The 22,572-nt window shown below is 70.4% G+C and carries 26 protein-coding genes; 14 read left to right on the forward strand and 12 right to left on the reverse strand.

Annotation, left to right across the window (positions count from 1 at the left end):
- Positions 1 to 7: 7 nt before the first annotated feature.
- Both AB5J49_RS26925 and AB5J49_RS26930 read right to left on the reverse strand, forming a co-directional pair.
- A complete protein-coding gene (locus AB5J49_RS26925; RefSeq protein ID WP_369171317.1) occupies positions 8 to 775 on the reverse strand; it encodes a Clp protease N-terminal domain-containing protein in 768 nt (255 codons plus the stop codon).
- Between the two features lie 57 nt (positions 776 to 832).
- Positions 833 to 1,297: a GNAT family N-acetyltransferase gene (locus AB5J49_RS26930; protein ID WP_369175273.1), complete on the reverse strand. Its 465-nt coding sequence runs from the start codon at positions 1,295 to 1,297 to the stop codon at positions 833 to 835.
- Positions 1,298 to 1,402: 105 nt separating this feature from the next.
- Here AB5J49_RS26930 and AB5J49_RS26935 point away from each other — a divergent pair, with 105 nt between their 5' ends.
- Positions 1,403 to 2,536, forward strand: coding sequence for a DUF2786 domain-containing protein (locus AB5J49_RS26935; RefSeq protein ID WP_369171318.1), 1,134 nt, complete (start codon positions 1,403 to 1,405; stop codon positions 2,534 to 2,536).
- A 33-nt stretch (positions 2,537 to 2,569) separates the two neighbouring features.
- On the opposite strand, the gene AB5J49_RS26940 is transcribed toward AB5J49_RS26935, so the two are convergent.
- The 4 genes from AB5J49_RS26940 to rpmB form a co-directional block, all read right to left on the reverse strand.
- Positions 2,570 to 3,100 (reverse strand): DUF4232 domain-containing protein, encoded by a 531-nt coding sequence (locus AB5J49_RS26940; RefSeq protein ID WP_369171319.1) that lies wholly within the window; start codon positions 3,098 to 3,100, stop codon positions 2,570 to 2,572.
- 102 nt (positions 3,101 to 3,202) lie between these two features.
- Positions 3,203 to 3,685 carry a hypothetical protein gene (locus AB5J49_RS26945; RefSeq protein ID WP_369175274.1) on the reverse strand — a complete coding sequence of 161 codons (483 nt, stop codon included), beginning with the start codon at positions 3,683 to 3,685 and terminating at the stop codon, positions 3,203 to 3,205.
- 160 nt (positions 3,686 to 3,845) lie between these two features.
- A complete protein-coding gene (gene rpsN / locus AB5J49_RS26950; RefSeq protein WP_062700616.1) occupies positions 3,846 to 4,151 on the reverse strand; it encodes a 30S ribosomal protein S14 in 306 nt (101 codons plus the stop codon).
- Complete coding sequence (gene rpmB / locus AB5J49_RS26955) at positions 4,151 to 4,387, reverse strand: 50S ribosomal protein L28 (RefSeq protein WP_369171320.1); 237 nt, start codon at positions 4,385 to 4,387, stop codon at positions 4,151 to 4,153. The genes rpsN and rpmB overlap by 1 nt, the downstream gene beginning before the upstream one ends.
- 62 nt (positions 4,388 to 4,449) lie before the next feature.
- Here rpmB and rpmG point away from each other — a divergent pair, with 62 nt between their 5' ends.
- The 5 genes from rpmG to AB5J49_RS26980 all read left to right on the forward strand — a co-directional run bounded on the left by rpmG (position 4,450) and on the right by AB5J49_RS26980 (position 7,122).
- Positions 4,450 to 4,614: a 50S ribosomal protein L33 gene (gene rpmG / locus AB5J49_RS26960; RefSeq protein ID WP_015658813.1), complete on the forward strand. Its 165-nt coding sequence runs from the start codon at positions 4,450 to 4,452 to the stop codon at positions 4,612 to 4,614.
- A gap of 8 nt (positions 4,615 to 4,622) precedes the next feature.
- Complete coding sequence (locus AB5J49_RS26965) at positions 4,623 to 4,880, forward strand: type B 50S ribosomal protein L31 (protein ID WP_369171322.1); 258 nt, start codon at positions 4,623 to 4,625, stop codon at positions 4,878 to 4,880.
- A gap of 13 nt (positions 4,881 to 4,893) precedes the next feature.
- Positions 4,894 to 6,108, forward strand: a complete 1,215-nt coding sequence (locus AB5J49_RS26970) for a GTP-binding protein (RefSeq protein WP_369175276.1) — start codon at positions 4,894 to 4,896, stop codon at positions 6,106 to 6,108.
- Between the two features lie 6 nt (positions 6,109 to 6,114).
- Positions 6,115 to 6,348 (forward strand): 30S ribosomal protein S18, encoded by a 234-nt coding sequence (rpsR, locus tag AB5J49_RS26975; RefSeq protein WP_369171323.1) that lies wholly within the window; start codon positions 6,115 to 6,117, stop codon positions 6,346 to 6,348.
- Positions 6,349 to 6,843: 495 nt separating this feature from the next.
- Positions 6,844 to 7,122: a DUF397 domain-containing protein gene (locus AB5J49_RS26980; protein WP_274241730.1), complete on the forward strand. Its 279-nt coding sequence runs from the start codon at positions 6,844 to 6,846 to the stop codon at positions 7,120 to 7,122.
- 127 nt (positions 7,123 to 7,249) lie between these two features.
- Here AB5J49_RS26980 and AB5J49_RS26985 read toward each other — a convergent pair whose 3' ends face one another.
- Positions 7,250 to 7,762 (reverse strand): ATP-binding protein, encoded by a 513-nt coding sequence (locus AB5J49_RS26985; protein ID WP_369171324.1) that lies wholly within the window; start codon positions 7,760 to 7,762, stop codon positions 7,250 to 7,252.
- A 354-nt stretch (positions 7,763 to 8,116) separates the two neighbouring features.
- On the opposite strand from AB5J49_RS26985, the gene AB5J49_RS26990 reads away from it, so the two are divergent.
- The 5 genes from AB5J49_RS26990 to AB5J49_RS27010 all read left to right on the forward strand — a co-directional run bounded on the left by AB5J49_RS26990 (position 8,117) and on the right by AB5J49_RS27010 (position 13,137).
- On the forward strand, positions 8,117 to 8,941 hold the full coding sequence (locus AB5J49_RS26990; RefSeq protein WP_369175277.1) for a helix-turn-helix domain-containing protein: 825 nt from the start codon (positions 8,117 to 8,119) through the stop codon (positions 8,939 to 8,941).
- Between the two features lie 112 nt (positions 8,942 to 9,053).
- Positions 9,054 to 10,514, forward strand: a complete 1,461-nt coding sequence (locus AB5J49_RS26995) for an aldehyde dehydrogenase family protein (RefSeq protein WP_369171325.1) — start codon at positions 9,054 to 9,056, stop codon at positions 10,512 to 10,514.
- A gap of 184 nt (positions 10,515 to 10,698) precedes the next feature.
- Entirely contained in the window at positions 10,699 to 11,340 is a 642-nt protein-coding gene (locus AB5J49_RS27000; protein ID WP_369171326.1) for a PadR family transcriptional regulator, read from the forward strand.
- Between the two features lie 73 nt (positions 11,341 to 11,413).
- Positions 11,414 to 12,379: an ATP-binding cassette domain-containing protein gene (locus tag AB5J49_RS27005; RefSeq protein WP_369171327.1), complete on the forward strand. Its 966-nt coding sequence runs from the start codon at positions 11,414 to 11,416 to the stop codon at positions 12,377 to 12,379.
- Between the two features lie 2 nt (positions 12,380 to 12,381).
- Positions 12,382 to 13,137 (forward strand): ABC transporter permease, encoded by a 756-nt coding sequence (locus AB5J49_RS27010; RefSeq protein WP_369175278.1) that lies wholly within the window; start codon positions 12,382 to 12,384, stop codon positions 13,135 to 13,137.
- A gap of 32 nt (positions 13,138 to 13,169) precedes the next feature.
- On the opposite strand, the gene AB5J49_RS27015 is transcribed toward AB5J49_RS27010, so the two are convergent.
- Positions 13,170 to 14,582, reverse strand: a complete 1,413-nt coding sequence (locus AB5J49_RS27015; RefSeq protein ID WP_369171328.1) for a glutamate decarboxylase — start codon at positions 14,580 to 14,582, stop codon at positions 13,170 to 13,172.
- A gap of 39 nt (positions 14,583 to 14,621) precedes the next feature.
- Positions 14,622 to 15,908, reverse strand: a complete 1,287-nt coding sequence (locus AB5J49_RS27020; RefSeq protein ID WP_369171330.1) for an ion channel protein — start codon at positions 15,906 to 15,908, stop codon at positions 14,622 to 14,624.
- A 109-nt stretch (positions 15,909 to 16,017) separates the two neighbouring features.
- Here AB5J49_RS27020 and AB5J49_RS27025 point away from each other — a divergent pair, with 109 nt between their 5' ends.
- Positions 16,018 to 16,779: a MerR family transcriptional regulator gene (locus AB5J49_RS27025; protein ID WP_369171331.1), complete on the forward strand. Its 762-nt coding sequence runs from the start codon at positions 16,018 to 16,020 to the stop codon at positions 16,777 to 16,779.
- A 24-nt stretch (positions 16,780 to 16,803) separates the two neighbouring features.
- Here the strand turns inward: AB5J49_RS27025 and AB5J49_RS27030 are convergent, their stop codons facing one another.
- Positions 16,804 to 17,169: a YbjQ family protein gene (locus AB5J49_RS27030; RefSeq protein ID WP_369171332.1), complete on the reverse strand. Its 366-nt coding sequence runs from the start codon at positions 17,167 to 17,169 to the stop codon at positions 16,804 to 16,806.
- A 137-nt stretch (positions 17,170 to 17,306) separates the two neighbouring features.
- On the opposite strand from AB5J49_RS27030, the gene AB5J49_RS27035 reads away from it, so the two are divergent.
- The gene (locus tag AB5J49_RS27035) at positions 17,307 to 18,239 is read left to right on the forward strand and encodes a DedA family protein (RefSeq protein ID WP_369171334.1); all 933 of its coding nucleotides are present in this window, start codon (positions 17,307 to 17,309) and stop codon (positions 18,237 to 18,239) included.
- A gap of 96 nt (positions 18,240 to 18,335) precedes the next feature.
- On the opposite strand, the gene AB5J49_RS27040 is transcribed toward AB5J49_RS27035, so the two are convergent.
- Together AB5J49_RS27040 and AB5J49_RS27045 are read right to left on the reverse strand one after the other, a co-directional pair.
- The gene (locus tag AB5J49_RS27040; protein ID WP_369171336.1) at positions 18,336 to 19,967 is read right to left on the reverse strand and encodes a threonine/serine exporter ThrE family protein; all 1,632 of its coding nucleotides are present in this window, start codon (positions 19,965 to 19,967) and stop codon (positions 18,336 to 18,338) included.
- A 129-nt stretch (positions 19,968 to 20,096) separates the two neighbouring features.
- Complete coding sequence (locus AB5J49_RS27045) at positions 20,097 to 20,588, reverse strand: inorganic diphosphatase (protein ID WP_015658794.1); 492 nt, start codon at positions 20,586 to 20,588, stop codon at positions 20,097 to 20,099.
- Between the two features lie 79 nt (positions 20,589 to 20,667).
- Between AB5J49_RS27045 and dacB the strand changes: the two genes are divergently transcribed.
- The gene (gene dacB / locus AB5J49_RS27050; RefSeq protein WP_369171337.1) at positions 20,668 to 22,299 is read left to right on the forward strand and encodes a D-alanyl-D-alanine carboxypeptidase/D-alanyl-D-alanine-endopeptidase; all 1,632 of its coding nucleotides are present in this window, start codon (positions 20,668 to 20,670) and stop codon (positions 22,297 to 22,299) included.
- The last annotated feature ends 273 nt before the right edge of the window (positions 22,300 to 22,572 follow it).

Below are 22,572 nucleotides of genomic sequence, written 5' to 3' on the forward strand. Positions count from 1 at the left end.
AACGCCCTCAGCTCTGCGCCTCCCCCTCCTCGCGCGCCGCCTTGCTCTGCTGCTCACCGCTCTTCAGGAACTGGGAGAGCATCTCGACGACGTACTCCTCCACCGCCTGCTTGGTGAGGCCGAGGCCGGACAGGACGCCGGTGCCGTTCTCGAACTCCAGCAGGGCCAGCAGGATGTGCTCGGTGCCGATGTAGTTGTGGCCGAGGCGCAGGGCCTCGCGGAAGGTGAGCTCCAGCACCTTCTTGGCGTCGGAGCCGTAGGGGACGAGATCGGGCACCGCGTCGGCGGCGGGCGGCAGTGCGGCGCCGGCCGCCTGGCGTACGGCGTCCAGCAGGATGCCCTGCGCCGTGATCGCCTTCGCGGCCAGGCCGTCCGGCTCGGCCAGCAGCCCGAGGACCAGGTGCTCGGGGCGGCCCTCGGCGTTGCGGGCCGCGATGGCCTCGTTGTGGGCGGCCATCACCGTGTTGCGGGCACGCGGCGTGTAGCGGCCGAAGCCCTGCTGGGGGTCGAGGTCGGTCGACTCCTTCGGCACGAACCGCTTCTGCGCGGCCTGCCGGGTGACGCCCATGCTCTTGCCGATGTCGGTCCAGGAGGCCCCCGATCGCCGGGCCTGGTCCACGAAGTGGCCGATCAGGTGGTCGGCCACCTCACCGAGGTGATCGGCGGCGATCACCGCGTCCTCGAGCTGGTCGAGGGGCTCTTCGTGGACCTTCTTGATGGCCGCGATGAGTTCGTCGAGACGTACGGATGACGTGATGGTCGGGTTCGTCGACATGTGTCAACCGTAGGTTGACACCCCTCAGCCGTCAACCCGTGGTTGACACCTGGTCGCTCACAGCGGCTTGGCGAAGCAGCGGCTGTCGGAATAGCCCCGGTAGGGGCCGAAGTGGGCCGTGGGCGCGTACCCGCAGGCGACGTACAGCGCCATGGCCTCGTGCAGCGGCGTCCCCGTCTCCAGCACCATGCGGCTGCGTCCGGCGTCCCGCGCGCTGTCCTCCAGCGCCCGAAGAATTCCGCGGGCGAGTCCCCGCCCCCGCGCCTCGGGCACCACGAACATCCGCTTGATCTCGGCGTCCCCGTCCGCGTACCCCTCGTCGCCCGCCGCTTGGGCACGCCAGCCGCCGCAGGCCACCGGCCTGTCGTCGCGGTACGCGATCAGGAAGAGGCCGTCCGGCGGGTCGAAGTGGGTCGGGTGCAGCGGGGTCATGTCGTCGTAGCCGTAGCGCCGCAGGTACTCGGCCTGCACGAGAGCGGAGAGCTTCACGGCGTCCGGATGATCGAAACGTACGGGGCGCATCTCGTCCATGGGCCGGAAGGTAGGCGTGGCACACCCCGCGCCTCAACGGGATTCCCCCGCCCGCCCGCGGCCGGCGCCGCACCCGCCCCGTGGCACCATCGCCGGGTGAGCAGTACGAACAGTTCGAGCGGTACGCCCGGCCCCGTCGACCGGGCCTTCGAGCACGCCCTCTACGCCGACAACGACACCGCCCTCGACACCGGTGCCTCCCTCCTCGCCGCCGACCCCGCCGCGGACGCCGAACTCGCCCGGCGCGGCGAGGAGTTCGTCGCGGCGGCCTGGCGGCGCGGCTGGCAGCCCGCCGACGTCGTACGGCTGGTCCGCCGCGACCTGGACGACGTACACGTACGACTGCTCTCGGCGCTGATCCGCGACCAGGCGCCGCACGACCGCCCCCGCGGCCCCCGCTGGACGGCACAGCTGGACGACCTGCCCGCCGAGGCCCCGCCCCGAACCGACCGCTTCTCGCACGCGACGGCCGTCCTGGAGCTGTACCGCCTCCTGTTGCGGCTGCCCGCGCTGGAGCCCTTGGACGAGCAGGCCGAGCCGCCGACCAGGCACTCCAAGCCCGAGTCACGCATGCTCACCCGCATCCGCGCCCTGCTGGCGAAGGCGGAGGCGACCGGTTTCCCGCAGGAGGCGGAGGCGCTCACCGTCAAGGCGCAGGAGCTGATGGCCCGGCACAGCATCGACGAGGCGCTGCTGGACGCGCAGGCGCCGTCGCACGACGCGCCCGGTGCCTGCCGGATCGGTGTGGAACCGCCGTACGAACAGGCGAAGGCCGTCCTGCTGGACGCGGTGGCGACCGTCAACCACTGCCGTGCCGTGTGGAACGAACCGTTCGGCTTCTCCACGGTCGTCGGTTTCGAGGCCGACCTGGAGGTGGTCGAACTCCTCTACACCTCGCTCCTCGTGCAGGCCCAGGTGGCGATGGCCAAGGCGGAGGGCGCCCAGCGCGCCGGCGGCCGCAAGCGGACCAAGACCTTCCGGCAGTCGTTCCTGGCGGCCTACGCCCACCACGTCGGAACCCGGCTGCGGGCCGCCGCCGAGATGCCGGTGAGCGATGACCTGCTCCCGGTTCTGGCCTCCCGCGAGGTCGCGGTCACCGGCCGGCTGGACCGCATGTTCCCGGAGACGACCACGACCCGCCTGCGAGGCGTCAGCGACGAGGCGGGCTGGGTGGAGGGCGCGGAGGCGGCCGACCGGGCGCAGATGGCCCACCGCCGGCCGCTCGGCTGAACCGCGTCGGCCGCGTCGGCCGCTTCGGTCGCCTCAGTCGCCGGACTGCTGGAACCCGCTCACCGAGGCGTCCGGGGCCTGCCCGCCGTCGCTCTTGAGCGCGACATCGCCGTACGACCACGCGAAGCTGTGCGGCTTGGCGGACCCGGGCAGATAGATCTTCGCCGTCTCCACGGCGAGGCTCTTGCTGCCGCCCTTCTCTCCCCGGACATAGGTGAGCGTGAAGGAGGTGGAGGCCCCCTTCACCAGGGTCGTCTTCTTCGCCCCGGCGGCCTCGTCGGGCGCGACGGTGGTCGAGGTGCCGCCGGCGTGGAACTCGACGGCGGGCAGCCCGTCCAGGGTGCACTCGGCACCGCTGCGGTTGGTGAGCGTGACGGGGACATTGCCGGTGTCCCCGGCGGCCGGGGCGGCGTTGGCGGGCCCGACGCGCACGGCCAACTCGTCGATCCGGCAGGCGGAACCGGCCGCGGTGGCCTTGCTGTCGGCCTCGCCCCCGCCGTCGTCGCAGGCGGTCAGGAGGAGGGCCGCGGCGAGGGCGGCGACGGTGAGGGGAGTGGCGCGCATGGATCCTCTTGGAGTTACGTCGGTGATCGGGCGGCAAGCACCGAACAGATCGGGCGGCAGGCAAGCACCGAACTGATCGGGTGGACGTTCACTGATCAGACATCACGATCCCAGACCGGCCGTCGGCAGCCCCGTGGGCAGCTTCCCACCCTGCGCCCTGGTGTAGGTCTCCGCGCCGAGGTCGCTCTCCCAGGTCACCTTCAACTGTGACTTGCCGACGGAGTCGACCATCCCGACCGCCCGGTCCTTGCTGCCGTCGGGGCACTTGAGGCGGATCATCCGCATCCCGTCCTGCTCACCGGCGGTCCCGCTGCACACGGTCCCGCCGGTCGCGAAGAGCCCGGCCTCGGTGCCGGTGACGACCAGCACGACCGCCTTGCCGTCGGTCGTGGCCAGCCAGCTGCCCTCCAGGTCACCGGAGGCCGACGCCGACCCTCCGGTCCCGCCGCCGGTGTCGGCACCGGCGCTCGCGGAGGCACTGGGGCCGGAGCCGTCCTTGGCGTCGGAGCCGCCGTCGCCGCTGCACGCGGTCAGCGCGAGCGCGCCCGCCAGGGACGCGGCCACGGCCACGGCCACGACCCGCATCCGTCGGCCCGACATCGTGCGCGTACACGAGAAATTCGCCGAGGTCACTGGAAGCTCCCAAGCTGTAGCGGTCGGCATACGGCCGAGCCGGCCCACCGGGCCGAAACGACCGCAGCAAGCTACCAGGGAGTCGTAGCCGGATCTTCAGGACCTGCCGGACCTACCAGGACGCCTTGCGCACCCCCGGCAGATACCCCGCATGCGCCTGCCCCCGCAGCGACACCCGGGACAGCCCGAACGCACGGAAGTACCCGCGCGGCCGCCCGTCCACCTGGTCCCGGTTGCGCACCCGGGTGGCGCTGGCGTCCCGCGGCTGCCTGCGCAGCTCACGCTGGGCGGCGAGCCGTTCGGCGTCCGTGGACGACGGCCGGCGGATGATCTCCTTCAACTCGGCCCGTCGCTCGGCGTACCGGGCGACGACCTCCTGCCGCTGCTCGTTCTTCGCGATCTTGCTCTTCTTCGCCATCAGACCCTCACTCCCCGCGCGCGGATACGGGCGACGGCCGCCTCGACGCCGATGACGTCGACCGTCTTGATCCCCCTGGCGCTCAGCCGCAGCCGCACATGCCGGCCCTCGCTCGGCAGCCAGTAGCGCTTGGTCTGGATGTTGGGGTCGAAGCGGCGGGAGGTCCGCCGGTGGGAGTGGGAAATGGTGTTGCCGAAACCGGGCTGGGCGCCGGTCAGCATGCAGTGTGCGGACACAGGTGACGAACCTCTCCTCGAGCGCAGCTGTTAATGGAATTCATTTTCAGTAAGATATCAGCATGGCACGCAACGAACTCCGCCCGGTCATCAAGCTCCGGTCCACCGCCGGCACCGGCTTCACCTACGTCACCCGCAAGAACCGCCGCAACGACCCGGACCGCATGACCCTGCGCAAGTACGACCCGGTCGCCGGCCGCCACGTCGACTTCCGAGAGGAGCGCTGACCACCGCCATGCGCAAGGAAATCCACCCCGCCTACGGCCCCGTCGTCTTCCGCGACCGCGCCGCGAACCACGCCTTCCTGACCCGCTCCACCCTCGCCGGCGTGCCCGCCGGCAAGACGATCGAGTGGGAGGACGGCAACACCTACCCGGTCGTCGACGTCGAGATCTCGAACGTCAGCCACCCCTTCTACACCGGTACGGCCCGCGTCCTGGACACCGCCGGCCGCGTGGAGCGCTTCGAGCGCCGGTACGGAAAGCAGGGCTGACGACGTGGCTGTGATGTCCGGGCTCTCCGTCGTGATCGTCGGCGGGCTGCACGTCGACGCCCGCAGGGCGGCCGTGGCGCAACTGCTCGCCGACGTCCCCGACAGCGTCGTACTCCACCACGACCTGGCGACGGCCACCGCCGGCACGGTCGTACGCACGATCCGCGACGCCACCGGAATCGTGACCGCCGGCGAGACGCCCCTCGTCAACGACTGCGCCTGCTGCGCCCTGCGCGAGGACCTGGTGCCGGAGCTGCTCCGGCTCCGGGACGCCGGCGGCACCCGTATGGCGATCGTCGAACTGTGGGACTCGGTCGAGCCCAAGGCCATGGCCGAGGTGGTCACGGCGGGCGGGCTCACCCTCACCGGCGTGATCACCGCGGTCGACCCGGCGCTGGTCCTGCCCTACCTGGGCAACGGCGACGACCTGGCCGAGCGGGGCCTGGCGGCCGCGCCGACCGACCAGCGCACGGTCGCCGACACCTTCGCGCGCCAGCTGGAGTACGCCCCCGTCCTCGCCGTCACCGAATCCCCGGAGGCCGACGAGGAGGACCGCGAGCTGCTCGCCCAACTCCACCCGACGGCCCGCCAGGTCCCGATCGCCCTCGGCGACCCGACGGACGCACCCGCCCTGACGTCGCCCACGGCCGCCGAGGACCTGACGGTGCCGCCCCCACGCCGCCGTCCCCTCTCCCCCCTCTCCCAGGCGGCCCTGGCCGGCTTCGACGTCGAGTCGGCCGCCGCCGCCCAGCACCCGGCGTGCGCGCTGCTCCCGGCCGAGGCCGACGCGCACGGCGTCGCCACCCTCGTCTGGCACCGCCGCCGCCCCTTCCACCCCGAGCGGCTGTACGAGGCGCTGGAGGACCTGACCTGCGCGGCCGCCCGCAGCCGGGGCCGCTTCTGGCTGGCCGACAAGCCCGACGTCCTGCTCCACTGGGACGCCGCAGGGGGCGCCCTGTGCGTGGAGAGCGCGGGCCCCTGGCTCGCTTCGCTCCCAGACGCGGCCTGGGACATGGTCCCGCCGGTCCGCCGGGCCGCCGCCGCGCTGGACTGGCACCCCGAGCACGGCGACTGCTGCCAGCACCTGGTCTTCACGTCCCCCGCCCTGGACCGCGACGGCCTGGAGCAACTCCTCGAATCCTGCCTCCTGACCGACGCCGAGTACGCCGCCGGCCGCGACGCCTGGAAACAACTCCCGCCCGCCTTCGACACCCTCCTGGAGGTCTGACTCCCCATGCCCCGCAAGCCCGACCGCAAGCCGGCCAAGGACCGCCCCAACCCCCTCGACCAGGCCAAGGTCACCTACATCGACTACAAGGACACCGACCTCCTGCGGAAGTTCATCTCCGACCGCGGCAAGATCCGCAGCCGCCGCGTCACCCGAATCACGGTCCAGCAGCAGAAGCAGCTGGCCAGGGCCATCAAGAACGCGAGGGAAATGGCTCTGCTCCCGTACGCGACCCGCTGAGGACCGAAGCCCCCCGGCTGGGAGCCAGGAATGCGCACCCCCGCGGCGCCGCGCCCGCGTACGGCGGGAAGGGGACGTGCCGGGGGGTGTCCGCCCGCAGCGGCGGGCGTCAAAAAAAGCGCCCCACCCTCACCACCAGTGGCCCTCGCCCCCAGGCCAACTCCCCGGACTGGACTGCCACTTGAAATATGGAACAAGAAGGGCGCGGAACGCGTCTGTTCCTAATACACGAGGGATTCGATCCGGACGCCCCGCTCAGCCGATGCTCAGGACGACCATGGGCGGTGGTCGGCGGACGCATGTGCTGCGATCCCTGGGGCATGCGCCGGAACGCATGTAGGGCCGCGCACGTCACAGGAGTAACCGCAGGAACACCCCGCGTGCACGTGCATCTGCTCAAGCAGCTGCACGTGAACAGAGCTATGATCCGGGAGCAGTTGACCTCTGCATCACCACTGCACATCACTGCACCTCACTGCACCACCTCGCGCATCAATGGCCTCGAGCCACCGCACCACCGGGGAGCGACCTGTGGACCACGACGTGTACAACGGCATGGCAGCCACGGATCTGAACGGGGTGGCCTGGCAGAAGAGCAGGCACAGCAACTCGCAGGGCTCCTGCGTGGAGTTCGCGCGGCTGCCCGGCGGAGACGTGGCGGTACGCAACTCGCGCTTCCCGGACGGCCCGGCCCTCGTCTATACCCGTGCCGAGATCGAGGCGATGCTCCTCGGTGTCAAGGACGGCGAGTTCGACCACTTGGTCGTGGGCTGAGGCCTGGCAGGTCAGGCCGCGTAACCGGGTACAACCGGGCACAATCGGGAGTACAACTCAGGGCATTCGGCATCAACCGCATCCGCAACGCGCGTAGAAAATCGGCGCCATCGAGTACCGCGGTTCATCAGTCCGCCGGCCCTGCCCCCGACACCGCCCCCGCAGCCTGCCCCGCCTGCAGCCGGAACAGCGCCCAGACCACCTTCCCGCTCAGCGTCCCCGCCAGCGGATGCCACCCCCAGCTGTCGCTGAAGGAGTCGACGAGGAACAACCCTCGCCCCGACTCCGCCGAGAAGTCGTCGGAATCGCGCGCGACCGGACTGTCGTGGCTGGGGTCGCGCACCGCGCACACCAGCCGCTCGGTCCACCGCATGAGATGCAGCCGCACGGGCGGCGCCTGCTCGGGTATGCGCTGCGCACCCGCCGGCAGCGCATGCCGCAGCGCGTTGGTCACCAGCTCGGAGACCACGAGGCAGACGTCGTCGAAGCGACAGCCCAGTTCCCACTGGTCGAGGGTGCGGCGCGTGAACTGCCGCGCCTCGCGCACCGCTTCGTAGCGGGCGGGCAGCGCACAGGAGGCGGCGTTGGAGACGGCTGCGGGATCCAGCGGCGGAAGGCCCTGCCGTAACGGCTCGAGCATGGTCGATCCATTCGTCCCCATGCGAGGCACTCCCGGGAGTTCGCGGTCGTTGCGATGCAGCGGTTGCGCGGGACCATGGTTTCCGATGCGCAGAGCAGATGCAAGGGCAGATGCACGTGCACCTGACCGAATTGGATGTTCCCGTACCGCTTGTTGGCCATTTTTTCCGCCAACTCCACGCTCTCTCCTTGCCTTCCGCTCACACTTTCCTGAGCGGAATCCTTGTCTTCTTTCCTTCTCTGTAATCGGACGAGTACTGCTCGAAGTGATTTAGTGGCAGACTGCGGGCCCAGAAGACGGTTGGGGAGGCTGGCGAACGTGAGCGCGGGAGAGCCCGGATCGGTGGTGCGGCGCATGCTGCTCGGCTCGCAACTGAGGCGACTGCGGGAAGCGCGCGGGATCACGCGCGAGGCGGCGGGCTATTCGATCCGCGCCTCCGAGTCGAAGATCAGCCGGATGGAGCTGGGCCGGGTGAGCTTCAAGACGCGAGACGTCGAAGACCTGTTGACCCTGTACGGCATCACGGACGAGGCGGAGCGCAACTCGCTCCTCTCCCTGGCCCGCGAGGCCAACGTCGCGGGCTGGTGGCACAGTTACTCGGACGTCCTGCCCAGCTGGTTCCCCACCTACGTCGGCCTGGAGGGCGCGGCCAGCCTCATCCGCGCGTACGAAGTGCAGTTCGTGCACGGCCTGTTGCAGACCGAGGCGTACGCGCGCGCGGTCGTGCGGCGCGGGATGCAGGGTGCGAGCCAGGCCGACGTCGAGAAGCGGGTCGCGCTGCGCCTGGAGCGGCAGAAGTACCTCGTCTCCGAGAGCGCTCCCGAGTTCCACATCGTCCTGGACGAGGCCGCCCTGCGCCGCCCCTACGGTGACCGCGACGTCATGCGCGGCCAGCTCCAGCATCTGATCGAGGTCTCCGAGCGCCCGAACGTGCGGCTGCAGATCATGCCGTTCGGCTTCGGCGGCCACTCCGGCGAGTCCGGCGCCTTCACCATCCTCAGCTTCCCCGAGTCCGACCTCTCGGACGTCGTCTACGTGGAACAGCTCACCAGCGCGCTCTACCTCGACAAGCACGAGGACGTCGCCCAGTACGAGAAGGCGCTGAAGGAGCTTCAGCAGGACAGTCCGGGGCCGGACGAGAGCCGTGATCTTCTCCGGGGACTCCTTCAACTCTCTTGAAACGCAAGTACGATGACGTGTGATCAGACCGTGAAAACGATCAAGGCCGATCAAGGCGATCCCGGCGTCCGTGATCAGTCGATCGGGTGTCCGCTAGGGATTGAGGGATCACATGTCGTCCTACTTCACCGACCTGGCTCAGCAGTACATCGACGGTGAGTGGCGCCCGGGCACAGGCTCCTGGGACGTCATCGACTTCAACCCGTACGACGGCGAGAAGCTGGCGTCGATCACCATAGCCACGGTCGACGAGGTGGATGAGGCCTACCAGGCGGCAGCCCGCGCCCAGAAGCAGTGGGCCGCGACCAATCCCTACGCCCGTCGCGCCGTCTTCGAGAAGGCGCTGCGTCTGATAGAGGACCGCGAGCAGGAGATCGCCGAGGTGATCATCGCCGAGCTCGGCGGCACCCGGCTGAAGGCGGCCTTCGAACTCCACCTCGCCAAGGAGTTCCTGCGCGAGGCGGTCCACCTGGCGCTGCGCCCCGAGGGCAAGATCATCCCGTCGCCGACGGATGGCAAGGAGAACCGCGTCTACCGCGTGCCGGTGGGCGTCGTGGGCGTCATCAGCCCCTTCAACTTCCCCTTCCTGCTCTCCATCAAGTCGGTCGCCCCGGCCCTCGCGCTCGGCAACGGCGTGGTCCTAAAGCCGCACCAGGACACCCCGATCTGCGGTGGCTCCCTGGTCGCGAAGATCTTCGAGGACGCGGGCCTGCCCGCCGGTCTCCTCAACGTCGTCATCACGGACATCGCGGAGATCGGCGACGCCTTCATCGAGCATCCGATCCCGAAGGTCATCTCCTTCACCGGCTCCGACAAGGTCGGCCGTCACGTCGCCACCGTCTGCGCCTCGCTCTTCAAGCGCTCGGTCCTCGAACTCGGCGGCAACAGCGCGCTGGTGGTCCTCGACGACGCCGACATCGACTACGCGGTCGACGCGGCGGTCTTCAGCCGGTACGTCCACCAGGGCCAGGTCTGCATGGCCGCGAACCGGGTCCTCGTGGACCGCTCGGTCGCGGAGGAGTTCACCGAGAAGTTCGTCGCCAAGGTGAAGACCCTCAAGGCCGGCGACCCGCGCGACCCGGAGACCGTCATCGGCCCGGTCATCAACGCCTCCCAGGCGGAAGCGATCTCGGTCACGGTCGCGCAGGCGATCGCCGAGGGCGCGACGGCCCTGGTGCACGGCACGACGACGGGCAACCTGGTCGAGCCCTCGGTCCTGACCGACGTCCCCGCCGACTCGGCTCTGCTCCAGCAGGAGGTCTTCGGCCCGGTGGCCTTCCTCGTCCCGTTCGACGGCGAGGAGGAGGCCGTACGCCTCGTCAACGACACCCCGTACGGCCTGAGCGGCGCCGTCCACACCGGGAACATCGAGCGGGGTGTCGCCTTCGCCAAGCGGATCGACACCGGCATGTTCCACGTGAACGACGGCACGGTCCACGACGAGCCGATCGTCCCCTTCGGCGGCGAGAAGCACTCCGGCCTCGGCCGCCTGAACGGCGAGACGATGCTGGACGCGTTCACGACGATCAAGTGGATCTCGGTACAGCACGGGCGGAGCGGGTTCCCGTTCTGAGCGGTTCACTTCCCACTCCGTGGACACGCATCCAGGTGGACACCAGGTGCATGCCTGCCAGGTATCCCATCGCTGAGGCGCGGGGCGCACCCGGCGAACCCGCTCGCCGAGCCGCCCGGCACGAGCGGGGCACGTCCTGGGGCTGACCTCGGCCCCAGGGCGACGCGGCCCTAACCTGGACCGCATGTCAGCGATCCGTCTCCTCGTGCTCGGTGCGGTCCGTCAGCACGGGCGGGCCCACGGCTACCAGGTGCGCAACGACCTGGAGTACTGGGGCGCGCACGAGTGGTCCAACGCCAAGCCCGGCTCGATCTACCACGCCCTGAAGCAGATGGCGAAGCAGGGGCTGCTGCACGCCCACGAGATCGCGCCGTCCACGGCCGGCGGTCCGCCGCGCACGGAGTACGAGGTCACGGAGAAGGGCACCGAGGAATACCTCGGGCTGGTGCGCCAGTACCTCACGGCCTACGACCAGAGACCGGACGTACTCACCGCCGCGCTCGGCTTCATGGTCGACCTGGACCGCGAGGAGGTCCTCGCCCTGCTCGGGGAGCGGGTGCGCCGCATCGAGGAGTGGCGCAAGGCCGTCACCGAGTACTACACGCCCGAGGACGGGCCCGGCCGGCTCGGCCATATCGGCGAGATCATGAACTTCTGGGTCCACTCCGCCGACACCGGCGCCGAGTGGACCCGCGGCCTCATCGAGCGCATCCGCGGCGGCGCCTACACCTTCGCGGGGGAGGGCGATCCGTTCGTCGGGATCCTCGCCGAGGACCAGGAGAACCCGTACGCGACGGGGGAGCGGCATCCGGAGGACCGCCGCTAATCAAGTTTGACTAAGCCTGGACCGGGCACTAGCTTCGAGCTGGTGGTCAAGTTTGACTAGCGAGGGAGTCTCAGTGGCCGACACGGCGATCACCGTCGAAAAGGCACGCAAGAAGTACGGCGGCACAGCCGGCAAGAACGCACTGGACGGGCTCGACCTCACGGTCGCGCGCGGCACCGTGCACGCAGTGCTCGGGCCGAACGGCGCGGGCAAGACGACCCTGGTCCGGATCCTGTCCACCCTCCTGCGGCCGGACAGCGGCCGCGTCGAGGTGGCCGGGCACGACGTCGTGCGGCAGGCGTACGAGGTGCGCCTCCGTATCGGCCTGCTCGGTCAGCACGCCGCCCTGGACGAGGAGTTGGGCGGCCACCAGAACCTGGAGATGTTCGGCCGCCTCTACCACCTCGGCGCCCGCCACGCGCGCGTGCGCGCCGCAGAGCTCCTGGAGCGCTTCGGCCTCGCCGACACCGGCCGCAAGCCGGTGAAGCAGTACAGCGGCGGCATGCGCCGGCGACTGGACCTGGCGGCCTCCCTCATCACCGACCCGGAGGTGCTCTTCCTGGACGAACCCACCACCGGCCTCGACCCCCGAGGCCGCGCCGAGGTCTGGTCCGCGGTCCGCTCCCTGGTCGGCGGCGGCACCACGGTCCTGCTCACCACCCAGTACCTGGAGGAGGCCGACCAGCTCGCCGACCGCATCTCGGTCGTCGACGCCGGCCGTGTCATCGCCGACGGCACCGCGGACGAGCTCAAGGCACTGACCGGCGGCGACCGCATCGACGTCGTCCTGCGCGACGCCGGCCACCTGGGCGCGGCGGTCGCCCTGCTGCCCGTACCGAAGGACGACGTCCGCGTCGACCCCGACCGCCGCCTGCTCAGCGCCCCGGTCACCGACCGGATGGCGGCGCTCTCCGGCGTCGTACGGGCCCTGGAGGAGGCCGGAATCGAGGCGGAGGACGTGGCGCTGCGCCGGCCGACGCTGGACGAGGTGTTCCTGCACCTCACGGGAGACGACCGCCGAGTGAAGGAGCCCGCATGAGCATGAGCACCCACGCCCTGACCGACTCCTGGACCATGACCCGCCGCGAACTCGCCCACTGGACGCGGCAACCCGTCCAGGTCGTGGTCAACCTGCTCTTCCCCGTGATGCTGCTGCTGATGTTCGGCTACCTGATCGGCGGCGGCCGGGGCGTCCAGGGCTCCTACATCGACTATGTCGTCCCCGGCATGCTCGCGCTCACCATGGCCTTCGGCCTGGAGGGCACGATGATCGCCGTCACGCAGGACCTCAACAAGGGCGTGATCGACCGCTTCCGGTCCATGCCGATGGCCAACGGGGCGGTACTGGTGGGCCGTTCGGCGGCCGACATGCTCCAGTCGGCGCTGGCCCTGTTCGTCCTCATGGGCGTCGGGTACGCGCTCGGCTGGCGCGCGGACGGCGGCCCGGGGGCCTTCCTGGGCGCCGTGGGACTGCTCCTGCTCTTCCGGTTCGCCATGCTGTGGATCGGCATCCACCTGGCGCTGGTGGCCGGCAAGCCGGAGATGGTGCAGGCGGTGCAGATCCTGGTCTGGCCGATCGGCTTCCTGTCCAACGCCCTCGCGCTGCCCGGGTCCATGCCCGGCTGGCTGGGCACGGTCGTCGAGTGGAACCCGATGTCGCACACGGCGACCGCAGTGCGCGACCTGTTCGGCGGTACCGGCACGGAGCACCTGGCGGCGGCGATCGTATGGCCGCTGGTGCTCCTGGCCGTGTTCTTCCCGTTGGCGGTACGGCGGTTCGCGCGCCTGAGCCGTTAGCGGCCGGCTGTCGGTAGCCCTCCCGCAGCCGTCTAGTGGTGGAAGCCGGTGGCCGCGCCCTTGTCCTGCGTCAGGGGATGCGGCTGCCGGCGCAGCTCCGGCAGCAGCTGGCTCAGGTCCTCCACGAACAACTCGGCGAGGTCGGTCGAGAAGCCGTTGCGGCAGACCACCCGCAGGACGGACAGGTCCTCGCGGTTCGGCGGGAAGGTGTACGCGGGGATCAGCCAGCCCTTCTCGCGCAGCCGCCGGGAGACGTCGAAGACGTCGTAGGCCGTCACCTCCGGCTGGGTCGTGAAGGCGAACACCGGGAGCTCGTCGCCCCGGGTCAGCAGCCGGAAGTCGTCGAGGGCCGCCACGCGTTCGGCGATGCCGAGGGCGACGTCCCGGGTGGTCTGCTGCACGGCCCGGTAGCCCTCGCGGCCGAGGCGCAGGAAGGTGTAGTACTGCGCGACGACCTGGGCGCCGGGCCGGGAGAAGTTGAGCGCGAAGGTCGGCATGTCGCCGCCCAGGTAGTTGACGCGGAAGACGAGCTCCTCGGGCAGGGACGCCCGGTCGCGCCACAGCGCCCAGCCGACGCCGGGGTAGACGAGCCCGTACTTGTGCCCCGAGGTGTTGATGGAGACCACCCTCGGCAGCCGGAAGTCCCAGACCAGGTCCTCGTCCAGGAAGGGCGCGACCATGGCGCCGGACGCGCCGTCGACGTGCACCGGGATGTCGAGGCCGGTGCGCTCCTGCAGTTCGTCGAGGGCGGCGCACAGCTCGGCGATCGGCTCGTAGGAGCCGTCGAAGGTGGAGCCCAGGATGCCGACGACCCCGATGGTGTTCTCGTCGCACAGTGCGGCCGCCGCCTGCGGATCGAGGCGGAAGCGGTCGCCCTCCATGGGTACCTGCCGGGCCTCCACCTCCCAGAAGTTGCAGAACTTGTCCCAGCAGACCTGGACGTTGACGCCCATGACCAGATTGGGGCGGACGTCGTGGGCGGGGTAGCGGTCGGCGTTGCGCTGCGCCCAGCGCCGCTTGAGGGCCATCCCGGCGAGCATGCACGCCTCGCTCGACCCGGTCGTCGAACACCCCACGGCTTCCGACGGGTCGGGGGCGTTCCACAGGTCGGCGAGCATCGCCACACAGCGCCGCTCCAACTCGGCGGTGCGCGGGTACTCGTCCTTGTCGATCATGTTCTTGTCCCGGCACTCGCCCATCAGAACCGCGGCCTGCGGCTCCATCCAGGTGGTGACGAAGGTGGCGAGATTGAGCCGGGAGTTGCCGTCCAGCATCAGCTCGTCGTGGACGAGCTGGTACGCCGTCGAGGGCGGCAGGGGAGCGTCCGGCAGCCGGTGCTTGGGCGGGGCCTGAGTCATGCCGCCGACCGGATTCGCCTCCCCGTAGAAGGGGTTGACGGCCAGCGGGCGCTCGTCGGGCCCCTCGGGACCTTTGTGCAGCGGCATGGGCTTTCTCCTGAGTCTCCCAAAGGGGGTTGGCGGGGGTCAGCGGATCGGGGTTCCGTCGTCGCACAGCTGCATCTGGGGGCGTCCGGTCACCAGCAGCCAGGCCGGCAGCGAGGCCATGCACAGCAGGGCGATGACCGCCGGCGAGGACACCAGCACGGCGGCCGTGAACAGGCTCACCCAGCCCTGCCGGGTGATGGCGAGGAGCATGCCGAGCACGCCCGTGGCGACACCGACGGCGGGATGGACGGCGGGCACGAGGGCGTGGGCGCACAGCCCGAGGGCGGCGCCGACGAACACGGCCGGGAAGATCCGCCCGCCGCGGAAGCCGCAGGACGCGGCGACGAGCAGCGCGGCCAGCTTCACCACCGTCATCGTCGCGAACTCCCCGGCCGACCGGCCCTCGGGATCGGCCGCGATCTCCCCGACCTCGTCCAGCCCCTTGAAGAGCGTGAGAGGGCCGCCCAGCGCGGCGAGCAGGCCCAGCACCAGCCCGCCGACCGGCAGAGCCACCATCGGATGCCCCAGCCGCGTGAACGCGCCATGGACGTACGGGAAGGCGCGGACGGCGCACATGCCGAGCAGCGCGGCGACGGACGCGATCACCAGCGCCGCGAGCAGATCGCCCCAGCCGGGCCGCCCGAAAGCGGGCAGGTGCAGATCGAAGCTCGGATGCGCCACCAGGGTGGTCGTCAGCGCGCCCGCGGCGGCGGCGACGAGCGGCGCGAAGACGTCGTCCCACAGTGCCCCCTTCAGCTGCCGCCCGGCCAGGGCCTCGGACAGGAGCAGTGCCGCCGCCACCGGCGTACCGAACAGGGCGCCGATCGTCGCCGCCTCCGCGAGCGCCGCCCACAGGCCGCCCGGCGCCCGGGGAACCAGCCGCCGGCCCAGCCAGAAGGCGAGCCCCACGTTCACGGCGATGATCGGGTTCTCGGGGCCGAGACTCGGCCCGCCGGCGAGCATCAGCGCGGTCGCCAGCACCAGCCCCGGCAGCACGGCGGGCGGCAGCACGGGCGCGTCAAGCCCGGTCGTGGCCGGGTCGGGCCCGGCATGCCCCGGCACCTTCCACACCACCAGGCCGACCGCCGCGCCGGTCGCGGTGAGCATGACGACCATCCACAGCACGGAGTACCGGCCCACCCCCAGCGCGTCGGGCAGGTTCCGCCACAGCACGTCCTGGAGCTCCTCGGCCGCCACGCTCACCCCGAGCAGGAGCAGACTCGCGCCCACGCCGACCACGAGAGCGGGGAGGATCAACGGCAGCAGCGCGCGGGCCGGGGTCGCCGGGGCGGCGGCGGGTAACTGCTGCACGGTGTCCTGGGCCACGGGCTCACGATAAACGGGCAAAACGGGCGCGACACCCGGAGGGAAACGGGCTTGCACCTCACGTCGCGTGAGGACTCATCGTGGAGTGCGTACCGAGAAAGGAGCGGAAGTGAGCTACTCCGTGGGACAGGTCGCCGGCGTCGCCGGAGTGACGGTGCGCACCCTGCACCACTACGACGACATCGGCCTGCTCGCACCCGGCGAGCGCAGCCACGCGGGCCACCGGCGCTACAGCGACGCCGACCTCGACCGGCTGCAGCAGATCCTGTTCTACCGCGAGCTCGGCTTCCCGCTCGAGGAGGTCGCCGCCCTGCTCGACGACCCGGACACGGACCCGCGCGCACACCTGCGCCGACAGCACGAGCTGCTGACCGCCCGGATCGAGAAGCTGCAGAAGATGGCGGCGGCCGTGGAGCACGCCATGGAGGCACGCAAGATGGGGATCAATCTGACGCCGGAGGAGAAGTTCGAGGTGTTCGGTGACTTCGACCCGGACCAGTACGAGGACGAGGTGCAGGAACGCTGGGGCGACACCGACGCCTATCGGCAGTCGCAGCAGCGGGCGGCCTCGTACACCAAGGAGGACTGGCAGCGGATCCAGCGCGAGTCCGAGGAGATCAACCAGCGCTTCGTCGCGCTGATGGAGGCCGGTGAGCCGGCGGACTCCTCGGCGGCGATGGACGCCGCCGAGGAACACCGCCAGTGGATCTCCCGCAGCCACTACGACTGCGGGCACGAGATGCACACCTGCCTGGGCGAGATGTACGTCTCCGACCCGCGGTTCACCGCGACGTACGACAAGATCCGGCCCGGCCTCGCGGTGTACCTGCGTGACTCGATCCTGGCGAACGCGGTCCGCCACACTCCGTGATCCCTGGCCCGGGTGCCCTGCGGGCTACTCCCGGGCCAGGACCACCGCGGTTCCGTAGGCACACACCTCGGTGCCCACGTCCGCGGCCTCCGACACATCGAAGCGGAACGCCAGCACGCCATTCGCCCCACGCGCGCGTGCCTGCTCGACGAGCCGCTGCATGGCCTGGTTACGGGTCTCCACGAGGGTCTTGGTGAGCCCTTTGAGCTCACCGCCGACCAGCGACTTCAGTCCGGCGCCGATCTGACTGCCGAGGTGCCGCGAGCGCACGGTCAGGCCGAATACCTCGCCGAGAACCTCGGTGACCCGGTAGCCGGGAATGTCATTGGTGGTCACTACCAGGACGTCGGGTTGGGGTCCCTGCCCGCCGCCGTACTCTTCGATGCCCATGAATCACAGCTTTGTCGCAGCGGGGGCACAGTGCATCCTGAGGGGGTCCATGGAACCTGGGCGGCCAGTGCAGCGTTGATAATTTGACCAGCCAGCCCCAGCCCGCCCGCCCCCACCCAGCAGGAGCCACGAATCCCGTGACCACGCTTGCGCTCGGCCCCGAGTGGCTCAGCCCGGACTATCTGATCCAGACCTTCAGCCTGCCCGGCATCCTGCTGATCGTCTTCGCCGAGTCCGGCCTCTTCGCCTTCCTGCCAGGTGACTCGCTGCTGTTCACGGCGGGCTTGTTCGTGGCCGAGGGGAACTACATCAGCCAGCCCCTGTGGCTGGTCTGCACCCTCATCGTCCTGGCCGCCGTCATCGGCGACCAAGTCGGTTACATGATCGGCAAGTTCTTCGGCCCGAAGCTCTTCAACCGCCCCAACTCCAAGCTCTTCAAACAGGAGAACCTGGAGAAGGCACACGAGTTCATGGAGAAGTACGGCCCCAAGGCGATCGTCCTCGCCCGCTTCGTGCCCATCGTGCGCACCTTCGCCCCCATCGTGGCGGGCGCCGGCCGTATGCAGTACCGCACGTTCCTCACGTACAACGTCATCGGTGGCGTCGCCTGGGGCACCGGCATCACCCTCGCGGGCTACTGGCTCGGCCAGATCGAGTTCATCAAGACGAACGTCGAGGCGATCCTCGTCCTGATCGTGCTCATCTCCGTGGTCCCGATCATCATCGAGTACCTGCGAGAGCGCGCCAAGAACAAGCGCGCGGCCGCGCAGGCTCCCGCCGCACGGACCCAGCAGGCCCCGCCGATGGACGACGCGACGACCCAGCTCCGCCGCATCCCGTCCGACGACGAGCCCCAGCAGCAGTACGGCAACCAGGGCGGACAGCAGTACGGCAACCAGGGCCGGCAGCAGTACGGCGACCAGCCTCAGCAGTACGGCTACGACCAGCAGTACTACAACCAGCAGCCCCAGCAGGAGCCGTACGCCCAGCAGTACCCCCAGGGCTACGGCCAGCAGCAGCCGTACGACGCCCAGCAGAACCAGCAGTACCCGCCCAACCAGGGTTACTGAAACGCCGCTAAAGGGGCGCGGGGAACTGCGCGACAAGCCACAAACAACCCGCAGACGCCGTCGGACACAAGGCCCCGCCCCAGTAGGCGCCCGGCCTCAGAATCCCCGCGTCCGCTTGGCAGCCCGCCGCTTCTCCGGCGACCCGATCCGCAGGAACAACCGCGAGATCTCAGACCCGAGGTTCACCCCAATAGCGATGGCCATGGCCAAGGAAGCCGCCGTGGCCAGCGAAACAAGCCCCGCATCCACCTTGTTCTGGGCGATGGACAACAGCCCGAAATATGTGGCCGACCCTGGCAACAGGGGCCCGATGGCGGCGGTGGTGTACGGCAACGCCGACGCGAACCGATACCGCGCCATCAGCTGCCCGAACAACCCCACCAACCCCGCCGCGACAGCCGTGGAGGCAACCGGCGACAGCTCACCGGCGTAGTGCAGCGCGCCGTACACCACCCAGGCGACACCGCCGTTGAGGGTCACGGCGAGCACGGTGGACCGTTCCTGCTGGAGCAGCACCGCGAAGGTCAGCGACAGCAGCATCGACGCACCGATCTGCCAGTACGGCCGCTCGGAGATGTTCAGCAGCGCGTCGGGGTCGGGGCCGGCGCCCAGGTTCACGCCGAGGTACAGGATCACCAGCACACCGACGACGATGCCGACGAAGAAGTACATGACCTCCAGCAGGCGCGCGGCCGCGGTGATGTAGAAGCCGGTCAGCCCGTCCTGCACGCCCGCCACCAACGCCCGTCCGGGCAGCAGCGCGAACAGTCCACCGGTGATGACCGCGGAGGCCTTCACATCGACGTGCGCCAGCGTGAGCGCGACCCCGATCGCGGCCGGCGGCATCGCGGCCACCGTGAACTGGTAGAACTCCGGCAGCCCGCGCCCCGCGCACAGCCACGCCAGCCGGTCGCCGAGCATTGCGCCCAGCATGGCCGCGATGAAGACGATCACGTCACCGCCGACCAGCACGGAGGCCGCCCCCGCGAGCAGCCCGCTCGCTCCGGTCAGCACCCAGGTCGGGTACGGGTGCCGATTGCGGCGCATCTCCGCGAGGCGCCCGTAGGCCTCCTCCAGGGAGATGTGGCTCTCCGGGTCACTGAGGTCGTCGACGAGCTGGTACACGGCGGCCAGGCGCGTGTAGTCGGTGCCGCGCCGCCGTACCGTACGCGACGCCGAGACCGGATCGTCCACCAGCGACGGCTGGTACGAGATCGACAGCAGGGTGAAGGTGACGTTCGGCTCGCAGCGGTCCAGGCCGTAGGACCGGCAGACCGCGAACATCGCCGCCTCGACGTCCTCCGCGCCCTCACCGCCCGCCAGCAGGAGCTCGCCGATACGCAGGGTCAGGTCCAGCACGCGCGGGACGGCCGGACCCTCCTCCTCCGCCTTCGGCATCCGCTCCGGCGCGGGCCGCTCGGCCACCGGCATGCGCAGCATCGTCCGCATCCGGTCCTGCCAGGGCAGGTCCTTGGTCAGGCTGATCTTCGGTATGCCGGTCGCGGGCGTGAACGCGGGTGAGGCGTCCTCGACGCTGTACAGGCTCGGCGTGCTGAACGCCGAGCGCTCGGGTTCCGGAAGCGGCGGCTGCGGTACGCCCAGCCCCTTGGGGAGGGCGAACTCGGACGTCGTCTCCGACTCGCTTTCCCCCACCTCGACGCCGACGGGCGGCGTGAAGGCCATCCTTGCCTCGTCCGACTGCGGTTTGCGGTCCTCCACGTCCGTCACCTGAGTAGCACTCCCTGTACGACACCTCCTGCCGCACTCAGTATGCGCACAGACACGCGAACGGGCTGCACGCGCACGCGTGCAGCCCGTTCACATGGCTCGAAGCAACTGGTGCCTCAGACCGGTGGCTCAGTGACCGCCCTGGTCCTTGAAGCGCTTGTAGGACCGCTCGATCTCGGCCTCGGCCTCGGTGCGACCCACCCAGTCGGCGCCCTCGACGGACTTGCCGGGCTCCAGGTCCTTGTAGACCTCGAAGAAGTGCTGGATCTCCAGGCGGTCGAACTCGGAGACGTGGTGGATGTCACGCAGGTGCTCCTGGCGCGGGTCCGTCGCCGGCACGCACAGCAGCTTGTCGTCGCCGCCGGCCTCGTCCGTCATCCGGAACATGCCGATCGCGCGGCACTTGATGAGGCAGCCCGGGAACGTCGGCTCGTCCAGGATGACCAGCGCGTCCAGCGGGTCGCCGTCCTCGCCGAGGGTGTTCTCGACGAAGCCGTAGTCGGTCGGGTAGGCGGTCGAGGTGAAGAGGCGACGGTCCAGGCGGATCCGACCGGTCTCGTGGTCCACCTCGTACTTGTTCCGCGAACCCTTCGGAATCTCGATCGTGACGTCGAACTCCACCGGTGGCTCCTCCATGATCAACACATAGTTCTGGTGGTTAAGTGTCCCTCACGCAGGTGTGTGATCGCGAAAGGGGCTGTTGGTCGTGCCAGAGCTGAGGCCTTGGCGAGCCGCGAAACCGCATGTGACGCGGGTCGCGGGCGCCGTACGACCGCGTCTGGCACGGGCCGTGGAGGCCGTACGTCCACGTCTCGCACGCGCCGCGACGGCCGCGAAACCACGGGTCGCACGGCTCGCGCGAGCCGTCTCCCCGCAGGCCGCGCGGACACGCAAGCCGAAGACCTGGCAGTACACCGCGGGCGCCGCCACCGCCGGACTGGCGCTGGCCGCCGGAGCGGTGACCACCGCCGGACCCTGGGACTCCACCGGTCAGCGTACGGCCGAGCGGGACTGGGCGGCCGTCCAGGAGCGTACGGGTGGCGCAGATCACGGCCGTAATGCCGATACGTCCGATTCCACGGACACGTCGGCCGATACACCCCGCCCCGCCCCCAGCGCGGCCTCCGTCCTCACCGGCCTGGGCGGCGGAATCAGCACCGTGAAGTCGGCCCCGAACGGCAAGGTTCTCGCCGGTCTCCTGGGCCCGCTCCTGGACGCCCCGGAACTCGGCGCCCGCACGGCGGCGATCGTCGACGTGGCCACCGGCAAGCGCCTCTACGACGACGGAGCCTCCGAGCCCCTCACCCCCGCCTCCACGACGAAGATCGCCACGGCCGCGGCCGCCCTCGCCGCACTGGGCCCCGACCACCGCCTCACCACCCGTACCGCCCTCGAGACGGACACGAGGGAACTGGTCCTGGTCGGCGGCGGCGACCCCACGCTGACCGCGCGCAAGGAGGCCGACGGCTGGGCGAGCCTGCGGGAGCTGGCCGACGAGACGGCGGCGGCGCTGAAGAAGCGGGACGTACGCCAGGTCACCCTTTCGTACGACAAGACGCTCTACGCCGGCCCCGAACTGCACCCCATCGGAGTGAACGGCAACCTCGCCCCGGTCAGCGCCCTCATGGTCGATGAGGCCCGCACGAACGACTCCACCAGCGGGCCGGTGAAGCGGAAGGAGGACCCGGCGAAGGACGCGGCGACGCAGTTCGCGGCCCTTCTCGCGGACCGCGGCATCAAGACCACCGCGCCCGGCCCGTCCAAGGCGACGAACCGGGCCGATGCGCTTGCCGAGGTCACCTCACCGCCGCTGTCCTCGGTGGTCGAGCGCATGCTCACCAACAGCGACAACGACATCGCCGAGCACCTCGCCCGCCAGACCGCCGTGGCGAGCGGCGCGCGCGCCGACTTCGACGGCGCGGGCGAGGCGATCGGGGCTCAGTTGAAGAGGCTCGGGCTGCCGGTGGAGGGTGCCGACTTCAAGGACGGCAGCGGCCTCGACCGCGATGACAAACTCACGGCGGACCTGCTCACGGCCCTGCTGGCCAAGGCGGCCGACCCGGCTCACCCCGAGCTCCGCCCGGTTCTGACCGGCCTCCCCGTGGCCGGCTTCACCGGCACCCTGACCAGCCGTTACGCCGATGGCGCGGCCGGCCTCGTCCGAGCGAAGACCGGCACCCTGAACGGCGTGAACTCCCTGGCCGGCACGGTCGTGGACCAGGACGGGCGCCTGCTCGCCTTCGCGTTCCTGTCGACGGGCGCCGACACGGAGGCGGCCCGGGCGGCGCTGGACCGGACGGCGACGGCGTTGGCGTCGTGCGGCTGCGGCTAGCCACCGGAAGGGGCCGCGACCGTCCCACCCACGCCGCGCCGCAGCCCTCCTCGGCGCCTGCACCGCCGCAGCGGTCCGCTGCCGCTGTGCCGTGGCTGTCGGTTCGCGCCGTGCTGCAGCGGTCCGTTCTCGCTGTGCCGTGGCTGTCGGTTCGCGCCGTGCTGCAGCGGGCCCGCTCTCGCTGTGCCGCGGTTGTCGGTTCGCGCCGTGCCGTAACCGTCCGCTTCGCGCCGTGCCGTAGCCGTCCGCTTCGCGCTGTGCAGCCGTGGTCAC

Source organism: Streptomyces sp. R28 (assembly GCF_041052385.1).
Taxonomy (GTDB): domain Bacteria; phylum Actinomycetota; class Actinomycetes; order Streptomycetales; family Streptomycetaceae; genus Streptomyces.